Below are 12,695 nucleotides of genomic sequence, written 5' to 3'. Positions count from 1 at the left end.
AATATCCTCTCACTGCCATATCTAACCCGAGTTTCAGCAATTTCTTTCATCCGCATTCTAATCACCTGATCATCTCGACCTAGCTTTTTATAGTACCACATGGAACGACAGAATTTAGTGACCTCACAAGCCCGATGCACAGAAACTTTGTAATTGACCACTAAAGCTTCGGCCAGCCCCTTCAATTGGGCTGGCCTTAAAGCTTTTTTTTAAGTACATCCTGCAACATATGTTTGTCCAGACTTAAATCAGCGACCAGTTGTTTGAGTTTGGTATTCTCATCCTCTAACTGACGTAAACGTCTAAGTTCAGTTACCCCCAGACCGCCAAATTTCTTCTTCCAATTGTAAAAAGTAGCCTGATGAATTCCCATCTTCCGGCATACTTCCTCTACTGAGACTCCTGTCTCTGCCTGCTGCAGCGCAAAGGCAATCTGCGCTTCTGTAAACTTGCTTTTTTTCATAACAATTACTGTATGTTTAAATTACGTAATTGCCCTGATTTTTTCGACTTTTCAGCAGTCCGGTTTTTCGGGGGGAGGTCAGAGGAACCTGATCAACCCCTACTGCAAGTTGATACAGGTAGTCAATTGCTATAAGCGATCATATAACAACCCCAGATTGTCGCAGCCTATTTTGATATGTGTGTAGGACAAGCCTGTTGACATTATTCCAAGATAACATAGCTATTCTAAACCTTGCGGTAGACATTAATACGTCCCCGTTTCTCTACGACGTATAAAACTCCGTCTTCAACCCAATTTAGTAATATTCTAGAAATGTCGGTACTTAGTTTGATAGTACGTGTGAGGTCGTTTTGTTTCTCAAAATGGATTATTATATCATCTACAGTTACACTGTTTTTAAAGAAATCATCTTTTATTAAAAGTCCTCTTAATTTCTTTGATAAGAAAATCCTGTTCTTTTTATCCTCCGAAAGCTCGTATTTTGGCTCATATATAACTGAAACGTCAAATAATTCTGGAATCTTAAGATCAATTGCTTTGGCATACCCAATATAATAATCCAGATTAGTAGCAATTCCTTTTTCCAAATTGATTATTGTGGATTTTGAAAAGTCGGTCATATCAGAAATATCACCTAATGAATATTCTAACAATAATCGTTTATTTTTCAATCTGTCACCAATTATTTGCTTTATCCCATCCGCTTCGTAAATTTTACCTCTCTTCGACATCGACCAAAAAGAATAATTATATAAATGTAATTATGAATTCATATAAGAACGATTTGCATATAGTATTTTTAATTTGTATGTTTGATTCATGATATAAGTTAAAAAAAATATATAATTAACAGGTATAAAAAGAGTCTCGAGTTCCCAAGTCTGACAATAAAATAAACTAGAGAGCGATAATTTATGCCCACGGACCACATTGTGCTATATATGCACGATAAGGGAGTGGTCACTATCGTTAAAAATCATGTTTATGGTAGACCCCGGGAACTGATTGGAGGTAGTGTCTCTCCCTTACTTTCTTGGGCGAACATTCCAAAAAGACTCGTATAAACTACGAGTATGAAAAGGAATCAAACATTAACAGAACAGCAGTATTATTTCAGTAAATTTCAAGAAGGTAACGAAAAAGGGTTTGAATTCTTTTACCAGCGTTTATATCCGTCTTTATACCATAAGGGCGTTAGATATATTAAAGACGATGTGAATGCGGACTGCATAGTTAATGAAGCTTTCCTTAGGCTCTGGCTCATCAGAAAAAGGATAAGCGCCCCCGAACATATCGAGACATTTGTCAGAAAGCTGACTGCAGATGGCTGCAAAGCCTATTTTAAAACCTCAAATAACAAATTTCAGCGTAATATGCTACGGATCGATGAAATTGAGGACTATCAGGAATTTATGTGCGGTCACAATCCGGAACTTGAAGATGAAACCGACATTCTTTGCCAACAGGAATTAGACGGAAAACTGAAAAAACAATTGATTCAAGTAGACGCTTTGATTCCCAATCTGACAGAAGATCAGCAATTATATATCCGGCTATGCTTAAAATATTCTTTCAACTATAACAGTATAGCATGGCATATTGGTGGCATATCAGACTATCAGGTAGCCAGGAAAGTTGAAAAGACGCTGGATTGCCTTAAAGCCATCCTAACAAATAGCCAAAAATTAAATGCAATTGGAAAACCCCGCAGGTTTAGGTTTGACGGGGATTTATGCAAAGAACAATCGTCTATTCTACACATGCGCTATGAATTACAGTACAGCTTTGAAGAAATTGCTAAAGCCTTAAACTTAGATCAAGGATACGTTCAAAAAGTATTTGTAAATGCTTGTTCTAAAATTAAAAAAGTAAAAATCTGAGGCAATGGAAAACAATAAGATGATTATCACCCGCAAAATCCAGTTACTCATTGACTCCGATGATAAAGAGGTTATAAAACAGGCAAAAGATCAGCTTTATAATTGGCAATGGATTTGCTTTCGTTCTGCTAATATGATTATGAGCCATCATTTTGTACAGGAACAAGTAAAGGATTTTTTTTACTTAACAGAAGAAATTAAGCTCAAAATTGCTAATGAAAAGAAAGTAGAAAATGGAATCTTAAAATTGTCACGTCAGAGCACCACCTATCGGGTACTTTCCAATCATTTTAAAGGACAAATTCCAACAAATATCCTAAACAATTTGAACCATACCCTTTTTTCCAATTTTAACAAAGAAAAGTCCGCTTATTGGAAAGGCGAAAAGTCATTAAGAAACTACAAGAAAAATATTCCTATGCCCTTTGGTTCAGAAGTCATTTTAAAATTAGCCCGTACGCCCGACAATAAGAATTTTTGTTTTACGCTATTTAAGATTCCGTTCAGAACCTACCTGGGAAAAGACAGGTCAGATAAAAAACTTATGCTGGACAGGATTCTGAACGGCACGTTAAAGCTTTGTGCGAGCACAATTCAACTAGATCAAGGTAAAGTGTTTTTACTTGCGGCTATACAAATTGAAAAAGAACAGCACCAATTAGATACCGCTGTTATTGCGGAAGCTTCACTATCCTTAGAACATCCGATAACTGTTAAAATTGGAGCATCTGAGCATAAGATTGGAAATAAGGAAGAGTTCCTGCACCGCAGATTAGCCATACAAGCAGTAATTCACCGGGTAAAAAAAGCAGTTACCTTTAATCGCGGCGGTCATGGAATTAAACGCAAAAAGAAATGCGTTGAAGATTATCAGCATCAGGAAAAAAGATATGTTGAATATAAGTTACATGTGTACAGTCGAAAGCTGATTGATCTCTGTGTAAAACATGGGGCCGCGACTTTAATCTTGGTTAATCAGGGACAGAAAGAGGAAATAGCGAAGCAAGACCCGTTACTATTGCGGAATTGGAGTTATTATAGTCTGAAAGATAAAATAAACTATAAGGCTGAAAAGGCAGGTATACAGCTTATTGTTGAATAGTTAAGGATAATAGAGGCTGCTTATACAGCCGTAGGGTGAGACAGGATTTGTACTCACTAAATATTTCATAAGGGATATACAATTATTTAAGCCACATAAAAACTTTGAATAAAGTTGTGGCTTGCTCCCATTTGAAAGGTATTTATAACAGGATTACATCAAGAATTTAAACTCTCAACGTTAGGATTTAGGGCAATTTGAAAAGTTATTTAAAAATTAGAGGTTGCTTGTACAGCCATTGTTTATACCAGTTAAATTATGTACCAGGATTTCGCCTGACTATGGTTTTTTGCAGTTTTTTACTCTTTTATTTTTTTTAATATATTTTCATTATTCCAGTTAACAGCCGTAATTTTGCCCAATGAATCTCTTATAAAAAGAAATTCACTATTTTTTTCGGTGACAAAAAAACTATTATCATTTGTAAAATGAATTTTCCACTTACAAGTACCCCAATATTGATTATCATTAATAGTAAGGTAAACATCGTTTTCTTTCTTAATTATTGACCATATAAAATCTCCACTTCCATATTTCCCTAAATAAGGCTTTAAATCTTTGCCTTTAATGTGAACTTCTTTTTTAACATCAGGCGTATAAGAATTTTTCCAATCGTATGTTAATGCAACACTTCTAATAATTTCATCAAATAAATCTGTGTTGTATGTATTCGTCATGACTACAATACCGTTACCACCTTCAAAAGTCCCTATATATTGGCTTACAAAACCTTCATCTACACCACCATGCTCGAAATTTTTAACTCCATTTTTATTAATTATGAATACTCCTAATGCTGATTTACTATCAATGAAAGGCGTAAGCCTTAATTTTGTCATATCTTTTGAGAGAACCTTTTGGGATTCTCCTTTTAAAGAAAGTTGAGTTTCGATTACATATTTCGCTAAGTCAGTCGGATTTGTCCAAAGACCAGCTGCAGCTTGTTCCGGATAAGTATGGTATTTTCCTTCTACGGCTTTTCCATCATTGTAATATCCTGTTGCTAATAAATTCTGTAAGTTTGCTGGTGGAGGTTGTGTGTAAGAACTATTAGTCATACCCATTGGCTTCAGCACATTTTCCCACATATATTCATCATACGGTTTTCCTGTAACATCCTGAATAATTAGTTGCGAAATGGTAGTTCCTCCGCCAGAATATTCATATTTGACAGATGGCTCATACATTGAACGAATAGCTTCTGAATTAGCAGGTTTTTGACCATTTAATATTTGTTTGATAGTGGGTATTTCCTCTCCTCTTTTGTATCCCACAAATCCATGTACGCTGATTCCACCAGTATGGCTCAATAGATTGGCAATTGTGATTTTTTTATCTTTGGATAAGGAATCGTAGGGAAATTTCCATGATTTCAAGTAGTTATTTATATCCGCATTAAGATTCAATTTTCCATCTTGGACCAATTTTAATACTCCAACTGCATTTAGAGATTTACTATTTGAACCTGCTTGAAATAAAGTTTTAGTTGTTACAGGTTTTTTCTCTAAACTGTCAGCCCATCCATAACCTTTTGCCCAATCAATTTTATAGTCTTTAATTACTGCAATGCTAACACCATTGGCCTTGTAAAATTTCATTCTTTCCTCTAATTTCCACATTTGGGGATTATTTTCAATTTGTACCCAACTTGAAAGATTGTTTTCAACTTGTTTAATTTTTGACTGAATTTCTGTGGAATATTTTTTTGAAGATTGTCCGTAGGAAGAACATACTTGAGCAAAGAAAAATAAAAGTATAAGTGTTGATGTATAGTTTTTAATGTCAATATTCATTTTTTATGTTTTAAGTTATTGATTATCGTACAAAATTATTTACAGTATTATACCGAATTTCTTAGTGTTTTTTTTGCTTCATATATTATTATTAATACTATCAAGATTTCTTTCAAACGTTTATTTTGACGGTTTAAAGCTTCGGTCAAATTGTAGATTAGCCGAATTTAATTTTTTAATGATGGATGCAACCTTTGCGTTAAAATCTTAATTAACCACATAAGAAAAGACACTAAAAAACAGGCAAAGTTGCACAGAAGAAAAAATCGCTCCTCGCATTCTTAATTATTATTTGTAAGCAGTGTAAAATATTTATGTTTATACAGACTTTACAGAAATTATTATTAAGAACAACTATTAGTTACCAATAATGGAAATAAGAGTGTTTTATTTATTTTAAAACTGTATTATAAATGGCGTTCAAAAGACTAACAGCAGAGAAATTACCTAGATTAGTATTTATTTTATGAAAAAATACCTATTTGCATTATGCCTTCTCGTTATTTTCATGAGTTGTATTAATGAAAAGCCTAACAAATTAGATGATAAAATCCCCTTAGCGCCTAAACCATATACTATGATCTTAATTCAAGAGCTGTACAAGGATATACTGGTAAAAGTGGATGATAAGATTAATAAGGGCAAATTAGAAATCTCTAAAATTAGCCTGGTTGGGGTGTTTAATCAAAAAGGAGATAGTATTCAGATTTTCAATTACCTAAATAATAATTTACTAAAAGATGGTAGTGAGCAGAAGATACTGTTTACGTGGGGAAAAGTGAGTAATAGTCAACAAAAGCTATTAATTTTTGTTGAGGATAATCTTACCGATAGCATTAATGTATCATTCATTGACAAAAATATAGTTAAGATTAATGATGACACTTACCAACTAAATGAACTCTACTACGATTATTTGAAGAAAAAAATTGTGGATGACCATTCTATAAAAGATTTATCAATTTTAATGAAAGATCAGTTAGGTGACTATTCTGATGATTTCATGTTATTAAACAAAAATTGGTTTCCAAATAAAGAAAATTTAGATTTTAAAATTCTTAGCGCAAAAGTTAAAACACATGACATGAACAGACCTGATGACTCTTTTGACAATTGGGATGTGTCTTTTGAATATGCTCAAAATCATAGACTAAGCCATATAAAAAGAGCCAAATTGAATAAAAACAAGGAAGAAATTAATTTAGAAAAATCGCTTAAACATGATGATCCAAATTATGTTTTATATGAGTTAACAACAAATACGGATAAGTCTGACTGTACGGACTTGATCTATCATTATAAAAAAACGCAACAAGACTCTATTAAAAGAAAAGCACTTCAAATTGGATTAAATCAAGAAACTACTTCACTTATTTATCAAATAAAAAGAAAAGAATATAAAGTTGACAATTTTATTTCCGATCCCTCAGAAATTAAAAAAATAATACTTCATAAATAATAGAACTTATGGCACTTAAAACCATTCATCAGACAAATGTTTCATGAGCTCGTTCAAAATAACCAATTCGTCATTAAATCGTGAAGATTTTACCTATCCCTTACCTTCATCTTCGGTCCTTATAAACAACGCCCAAACATTTCTCTCCTTTAAATCAGATTAGGGTCTGATAAACAATGATTTGTTTTTTTTAGTGAGTTAGTTTACTTTTCGAAAATATTGTAAATCCAATCTCCCCCATTTTCAAACACTATAGCTACGATCAAAAGCACAACAAAGTATAGTATCAATTGCTTGAGAAACAATATGATATTTGTTTGCCTGTCTACAGGAAGTTTTCTATTGCGAAAGAATATATAATATCTTAAAATAAAAAATATTAATGCTGTAATTATTCCACAAGGGATGCCTGCCCAAAATGCTATAAATTTCTGCAACCATCCCCCGGCACCGTAAATATACCAGCACGTTGCACTTACAATAGCACTCAATAATATGAATGCCAGGTATTTTATAAAATGACCACCTGTGAGTCCATATAGGATTGATACTATAGACAATGCGACACCTATATAGGAGAAAGTGAATTCCATTATAAAAGAAGATGTAGAACGCTCCAGCGGATAAATAACAAACAGGTTAACTAAACAAATAACAATCCCCGCGATGAGAATTATTTTTCTGGGTTTACTATAGTTACTTATTTCCATAGATTTAGTACACATTAGCAAGTAATCAGATAATTTCAAGATCTGTTTTACCTACTGGAATATAGAATGTAAATTCTAAGGCTAGTTCTTCATTATCTTTCTCACTTTTAAATATTAAAGCAGGCTCACCATCAGGCCTGACCAAGGTTGCAAGTTTCCCATTACCGAAGATCTTCAAAATGGCATTTGCAGGTATAGGTTCCAATTTATAACCGGATTTTAAGTTGCCAAGCATACCTGTAAGCCTTTCGTCCGATTCTTCTTTGCTCAGGTACATTGTAATAGCAGCAATACTTTCCCTGTTGGCTATCAATTTTTTGATTTGCTCCACGTCACCTTTCACAATCAAATCTGCAAGTTGCTGATAAGCACTCAGTAGTTTATCCTTTAGTCCTTTAACTGATACAAGATCCGTAGCGGCCTGGTAAGCGATCACAGTGTATGGTACCTCTGCATTAAAAGTAGCTGTATGTGTTAGGAAGCTCTTTTTCTCTGCAGGATCAACTTTCTGTACAGCATACTTTCCGGGAAGTTGTTCTTTGAAATGAAGATTATTAGCGGCATCAAAAACTTTGATATTATAGCTAAACTGTGCATTCGGGTGTAAAACCTTCTGACCAGCAATGGGCAGAACTTTAATCGTGACCTGCTGTTTTCCGCTCTGCAAAATACCTGAATTGATTGGAATACTCGTAGAGGTTTGGCCTTCCAAATTAAGTGTAAATACAAGCACATCATTAACCCTGATTTCAAACAGGCAAAATGCTGCGCTAAAATCTACTTGATAATAAGGCTGTACGGTTGCGTAGCTTGCTGTTTTTGTAATTTTCAATGGAGTTGAATTTAAAGAAACGCGATTTTGTGAATGGCATCCAAGGGATAGCAAGAGACATGTGAACAATAAGTAAATTTTATTTTTCATAAAAGTGAAACAATTAAAATAGTTGTTTATTATTAATAAAAATAGAATATATATTTTTCAATTCAAATATAAAGATCGAATGTAGAAACAACATAATAATTTACCCAGTATATAAGCAGCACTCTATCCTTTCTAAACGCAACATCCGGGTTAGTGAATTCTCGCCTCCAAAACCATTTCGAAAAAAGCGAAGGCCCCCTCCACGAGCCCCTTCCCTCTTATAAGCAAAAATGAGACGATTTGTCTGGATTTTGATACTATTTGGTCAGATTCAGATAAGTTATTTGTTTAGTTTTAAAAATCATCAATAACAAGTTATCAATGAATAATAGTAACCTTTCCGCAAAACCACATTACCCAATATTGGACGGATTACGTGGCATAGCAGCCATTATCGTTGTAACTTTTCACCTGACCGAGCCCTTAGGAACCGGGCACCTGGACATCCTGGTCAACCACGGTTACCTCGCAGTTGACTTTTTCTTTCTATTATCCGGCTTTGTGATCGGCTATGCTTATGACGACCGCTGGCAGAAAATGACCATCGGCACTTTCATGAAGCGACGTATCGAACGGCTTCAGCCGATGGTGATTTTAGGAATGAGTTTGGGGGCAATCGGGTTCTATTTTACAGATTCAACGATCTGGCCACTCATCCATACCATTCCCCTATGGAAAATGATGCTGGTGATGCTCATCGGTTATACTCTTCTGCCTGTTCCCTTATCGCTGGATATACGGGGCTGGGGAGAAATGCACCCACTCAATAGCGTAGGCTGGTCATTGTTCTTTGAATATATGGCCAATTTCCTGTACGCCATCGGCATCCGGAAGTTCTCAAAAACGGCGCTTGGTATTTTAGTATTAATCGCGGCTATAGCGCTCGCTCATCTGGCCATCACCAATCCCAACGGAGATGTCAGCGGCGGCTGGACACTAACCCCGGAACAGATATATATGGGTATTACCCGGACCATGTACCCCTTCTTTGCAGGTCTGCTGCTTTCAAGAATAGCTAAACCTACCCGCATTAAGTATGCCTTTTTATGGTGCAGCCTTATGATCGCCCTCATTTTATATATGCCACGCATAGGCGGCTCTGAGCATGTCTGGATGAATGGGCTCTATGAATCAATTTGTATAATCATTGTTTTTCCGCTTATTGTTTATCTGGGGGCCAGCGGCGTGATACACACTCAAACCGAACGCAGGATATGCAAATTCTTAGGTGATATATCCTATCCGCTTTACCTCGTTCATTTTCCGCTGGTATATTTTTACATTGCCTGGATCAGTAACCATAAAGGCGTGACCATCTTGCAGGCCTGGCCTTATGGACTGTTAACCTTGGTAGGTAGTATTATTCTGGCGTATGCCAGTTTGAAATGGTATGATGAGCCGGTCCGCAAATGGCTGAGAAAAAAACTTGGGTAAAATTTGATTCCGCAACCGCTATTAGTTATATTTATTACATATAAATTAAATACGGCTTTCTGTAAAAACACAGGTCATTAAATTATACCTATGAAACTGCTCCTTCTCCCCTTGTTAATATTGATTTCATGTTGTACAGAAAAGTTGTCCGCACAGGAAAATCAGGCCTTTAAAAATGCACCGAAGGTCATTAATGACCCAGGTAATTTTTATAAATATGCTGAGCATAGCCGTAAATTCTCAGGCATTCCAAGTATTACTGTTACCTCGAACGGAACCTTATGGGCAACCTGGTATGCTGGCATGACTTCAGGTGAAGATGCAAACAACTATGTGGTACTGGCCTCCAGTCAAGATCAGGGAGTTACATGGAAGGAAATAATTGTCGTGGACCCTGATGAAAAAGGGCCTGTCAGAGCTTACGACCCGGAAATCTGGATAGACCCCACAGGTAAACTCTGGCTGTTCTGGGCACAGACAATAGGTCTGGAAGGTTCTATAGCCGGAGTGTGGGCCATGACAGCTACTGATCCGGATTCCGAAAACCCGGTCTGGGCTCCGGCAAAAAGGCTTTCGGACGGAATAATGATGTGTAAACCCACAGTTTTATCGACAGGCGAATGGCTTTTGCCGGTTTCTACCTGGAGGTTAACAGATGAGAGTGCGAAAGTTATTGTATCTACAGATAAAGGAGCAAACTGGACTTTAAAAGGAGCCTGTAACGTACCTGTAGCTGACAGAGAATTTGATGAGCACATGCTGGTAGAACGTAAAGACGGATTGCTGTGGATGTTGCTTAGGACCAGGTATGGAATAGCAGAAAGTTTTTCCAAAGACAAAGGTAAAAGCTGGTCGGCCGCAAAGCCCTCAGCCCTCCTTCATACCAGTTCAAGATTTTTTATCCGCCGGCTGAATTCAGGAAATTTACTGCTGATCAAACATGGCCCGATAGCGGTAAAAACAGGCCGGTCACATTTAATGGCCTTCATTTCTAAAGATGAGGGTAAAACCTGGTCAAGAGGATTGTTAATTGATGAAAGGCCGGGTGTTTCCTATCCGGATGCTCAACAGGCTGCTGATGGCAGGATTTATCTGACCTATGATTACAACAGGATTTTAGATCAGCAGATTATCATGACTGTTTTCACAGAAAAGGATGTGTTATCAGAAGATTACGACGCTAGTATAGTGAAAGTATTTAATGAGAGAAAAATGATTAGTAAGAAATAAATCTTATACCGCAAGAATCGGGTTTTGCAGGGTGTAGCATTAGGGTAAGTTTGGTTCCAAATCAATATCTATATGCACCAATTAAGCGAACCCTCAATTCTTTATTTCGGCACTCCCGTAGTGCTGATAGCTACTACTAATCCCGATGGGACAAACAACTTAGCACCTATTTCATCTATTTTTTGGTTAGGCTGGCGTGCTATAATCGGCATTTCGGCTTTCTCGAAAACTACTGAAAATATCTTGCGTACGGGTGAATGTGTCCTGAACCTCCCTTCTGTTCATCAGGCTGCTGCCGTTAACCGTTTAGCACTTACCACAGGTACTTTTCCCGTTCCACCCGGCAAAGCACAGAAAGGCTACACCTATGAAACTGACAAATTTAACCTTGCTCAGCTTACACCTGTACAATCAGAAACAGTTAATCCACCCAGAGTGGCAGAATGTCCGGTACAAATGGAGGCTGTGATGGAAAACTCTCATGGAATTGCAGAAGACGATGAACAGCAACGTGGCCGTCTGCTGACTATTGAACTACGCATTCAACGTGTTTATCTTGATGAATTAATTCTAATGAAGGAAAATCCAAATCGGGTCGATCCGAATAAATGGAAACCGCTTATCATGAGCTTTCAACAATTTTATGGTCTTGGTGAACAGGTACATACCTCTGCGCTGTCGTCCATATCAGAAGATTTATACCGTAGTCCTGATGTTGAGCGGGCAAAAAGTTCCGCAAAAATTGCTAAGCCTTTGTCCAAAGTCTAAAATCCTCAATAAATTGTTCGACAATCGTACCACCGGGATAACGAAAGCCTCAATTTTATTGAGGCTTTTTGTATTAAAAGATATTTGGAAAATAATACCTGGTAGCTAAAACAGACGCAATAAAAGATGGTAGAAATTGGGGAAAGTCAACGATATTTGGACTTTTAGCTGTAGCAATGGACAATAACGATACAAAAAGAATTTCCAGGCTGACCGGAATTTTAATGCAATTGCAATCAAAGAGGATTTTGACATCAACTACACTTGCTAAAAAATTCGGCGTAAGTATCCGAACAATTTATAGAGATATAAAAGCTTTGGAACAAGCTGGTGTCCCCATACTCAGTGAAGAAGGAAAAGGATATTCGTTAATGGAGGGCTATAGAATCCCACCTGTGATGTTTACTGAAAATGAGGCTAATGCGCTGATTACAATAGAACAAATAGTACGCAATAACAGCGATAGTTCTCTGATCACGGCATACACTGATGCAATCAGTAAAATAAAATCTGTGTTATTGTATGCGGCACAAGATAAGGTCGAGTTGTTAGCTAACAGAATCGCTGTCAGTCCTGCGATGCAAAATAACCATACCAGTAGTTCTTTAACAGTTATTCAAAATGCGTTAACGGCTTTTAAAGTTTTAAATATTACTTATCTGTCAGAGAAAGCACAAGAGACAGCGCGGAGAATTGAACCCTTTGCTTTGTATTATACACTGCAGGAGAGCTGGGCACTCATCGCGTATTGCCATCTTAGAAAAGATTATAGAATGTTCCGTTTAGACAGGATTATAAAGGTTGAAGTACTTGAATTAAGTTTCAAACCTCATGAACTAACGCTTGCATCTTATTTAAAAAACAAAGAAAAAAATTTCAAGACCCCTGACACATAGCTGTCATCTGCCCATTTTATTTTTGTGGTATTATA

At 36.4% G+C, this 12,695-nt stretch carries 11 protein-coding genes and 1 pseudogene; 7 read left to right on the top strand and 5 right to left on the bottom strand.

From position 1 onward, the window contains the following. Both LY11_RS26530 and LY11_RS17860 read right to left on the bottom strand, forming a co-directional pair. Positions 1-463 (bottom strand): annotated as a pseudogene (locus LY11_RS26530) (transposase); the annotation flags it as partial. 227 nt (positions 464-690) lie between these two features. Continuing rightward, the gene (locus tag LY11_RS17860) at positions 691-1,197 is read right to left on the bottom strand and encodes a helix-turn-helix domain-containing protein (protein WP_111635010.1); all 507 of its coding nucleotides are present in this window, start codon (positions 1,195-1,197) and stop codon (positions 691-693) included. A 342-nt stretch (positions 1,198-1,539) separates the two neighbouring features. Between LY11_RS17860 and LY11_RS17855 the strand changes: the two genes are divergently transcribed. Next, entirely contained in the window at positions 1,540-2,346 is an 807-nt protein-coding gene (locus LY11_RS17855) for an RNA polymerase sigma factor (protein ID WP_111635009.1), read from the top strand. A gap of 4 nt (positions 2,347-2,350) precedes the next feature. Next, complete coding sequence (locus tag LY11_RS17850) at positions 2,351-3,448, top strand: hypothetical protein (protein ID WP_111635008.1); 1,098 nt, start codon at positions 2,351-2,353, stop codon at positions 3,446-3,448. Positions 3,449-3,747: 299 nt separating this feature from the next. Here LY11_RS17850 and LY11_RS17845 read toward each other — a convergent pair whose 3' ends face one another. Continuing rightward, positions 3,748-5,241 carry a serine hydrolase domain-containing protein gene (locus LY11_RS17845; RefSeq protein ID WP_111635007.1) on the bottom strand — a complete coding sequence of 498 codons (1,494 nt, stop codon included), beginning with the start codon at positions 5,239-5,241 and terminating at the stop codon, positions 3,748-3,750. A 466-nt stretch (positions 5,242-5,707) separates the two neighbouring features. Between LY11_RS17845 and LY11_RS17840 the strand changes: the two genes are divergently transcribed. Beyond that, a complete protein-coding gene (locus tag LY11_RS17840; RefSeq protein WP_111635006.1) occupies positions 5,708-6,700 on the top strand; it encodes a hypothetical protein in 993 nt (330 codons plus the stop codon). A 203-nt stretch (positions 6,701-6,903) separates the two neighbouring features. Here LY11_RS17840 and LY11_RS17835 read toward each other — a convergent pair whose 3' ends face one another. Both LY11_RS17835 and LY11_RS17830 read right to left on the bottom strand, forming a co-directional pair. Next, on the bottom strand, positions 6,904-7,410 hold the full coding sequence (locus LY11_RS17835) for a hypothetical protein (protein ID WP_111635005.1): 507 nt from the start codon (positions 7,408-7,410) through the stop codon (positions 6,904-6,906). Between the two features lie 25 nt (positions 7,411-7,435). Further along, positions 7,436-8,242 (bottom strand): hypothetical protein, encoded by an 807-nt coding sequence (locus LY11_RS17830; protein ID WP_111635004.1) that lies wholly within the window; start codon positions 8,240-8,242, stop codon positions 7,436-7,438. A gap of 411 nt (positions 8,243-8,653) precedes the next feature. Here LY11_RS17830 and LY11_RS17825 point away from each other — a divergent pair, with 411 nt between their 5' ends. The 4 genes from LY11_RS17825 to LY11_RS17810 all read left to right on the top strand — a co-directional run bounded on the left by LY11_RS17825 (position 8,654) and on the right by LY11_RS17810 (position 12,660). Further along, entirely contained in the window at positions 8,654-9,766 is a 1,113-nt protein-coding gene (locus LY11_RS17825; RefSeq protein WP_111635003.1) for an acyltransferase family protein, read from the top strand. 90 nt (positions 9,767-9,856) lie between these two features. Beyond that, complete coding sequence (locus tag LY11_RS17820) at positions 9,857-10,996, top strand: sialidase family protein (RefSeq protein WP_111635002.1); 1,140 nt, start codon at positions 9,857-9,859, stop codon at positions 10,994-10,996. Between the two features lie 72 nt (positions 10,997-11,068). Continuing rightward, positions 11,069-11,764: a flavin reductase family protein gene (locus tag LY11_RS17815; RefSeq protein WP_111635001.1), complete on the top strand. Its 696-nt coding sequence runs from the start codon at positions 11,069-11,071 to the stop codon at positions 11,762-11,764. A 176-nt stretch (positions 11,765-11,940) separates the two neighbouring features. Next, on the top strand, positions 11,941-12,660 hold the full coding sequence (locus tag LY11_RS17810; protein ID WP_111635000.1) for a helix-turn-helix transcriptional regulator: 720 nt from the start codon (positions 11,941-11,943) through the stop codon (positions 12,658-12,660). The last annotated feature ends 35 nt before the right edge of the window (positions 12,661-12,695 follow it).

The sequence above is a fragment of the Pedobacter cryoconitis genome (assembly GCF_003259615.1).
GTDB classification, from domain to species: domain Bacteria; phylum Bacteroidota; class Bacteroidia; order Sphingobacteriales; family Sphingobacteriaceae; genus Pedobacter; species Pedobacter cryoconitis.
Note: the sequence above shows the minus strand (reverse complement) of the source record. Positions and strands in the feature narration are given on the sequence as shown.

Bases quoted from the DNA above. Each gene is read 5' to 3' on its own strand.
- LY11_RS17860 (WP_111635010.1), bottom strand. From the start codon at position 1,197: ATGTCGAAGAGAGGTAAAATTTACGAAGCGGATGGGATAAAGCAAATA.
- LY11_RS17855 (WP_111635009.1), top strand. From the start codon at position 1,540: ATGAAAAGGAATCAAACATTAACAGAACAGCAGTATTATTTCAGTAAA.
- LY11_RS17850 (WP_111635008.1), top strand. From the start codon at position 2,351: ATGGAAAACAATAAGATGATTATCACCCGCAAAATCCAGTTACTCATT.
- LY11_RS17845 (WP_111635007.1), bottom strand. From the start codon at position 5,241: ATGAATATTGACATTAAAAACTATACATCAACACTTATACTTTTATTT.
- LY11_RS17840 (WP_111635006.1), top strand. From the start codon at position 5,708: ATGAAAAAATACCTATTTGCATTATGCCTTCTCGTTATTTTCATGAGT.
- LY11_RS17835 (WP_111635005.1), bottom strand. From the start codon at position 7,410: ATGGAAATAAGTAACTATAGTAAACCCAGAAAAATAATTCTCATCGCG.
- LY11_RS17825 (WP_111635003.1), top strand. From the start codon at position 8,654: ATGAATAATAGTAACCTTTCCGCAAAACCACATTACCCAATATTGGAC.
- LY11_RS17820 (WP_111635002.1), top strand. From the start codon at position 9,857: ATGAAACTGCTCCTTCTCCCCTTGTTAATATTGATTTCATGTTGTACA.
- LY11_RS17815 (WP_111635001.1), top strand. From the start codon at position 11,069: ATGCACCAATTAAGCGAACCCTCAATTCTTTATTTCGGCACTCCCGTA.
- LY11_RS17810 (WP_111635000.1), top strand. From the start codon at position 11,941: ATGGACAATAACGATACAAAAAGAATTTCCAGGCTGACCGGAATTTTA.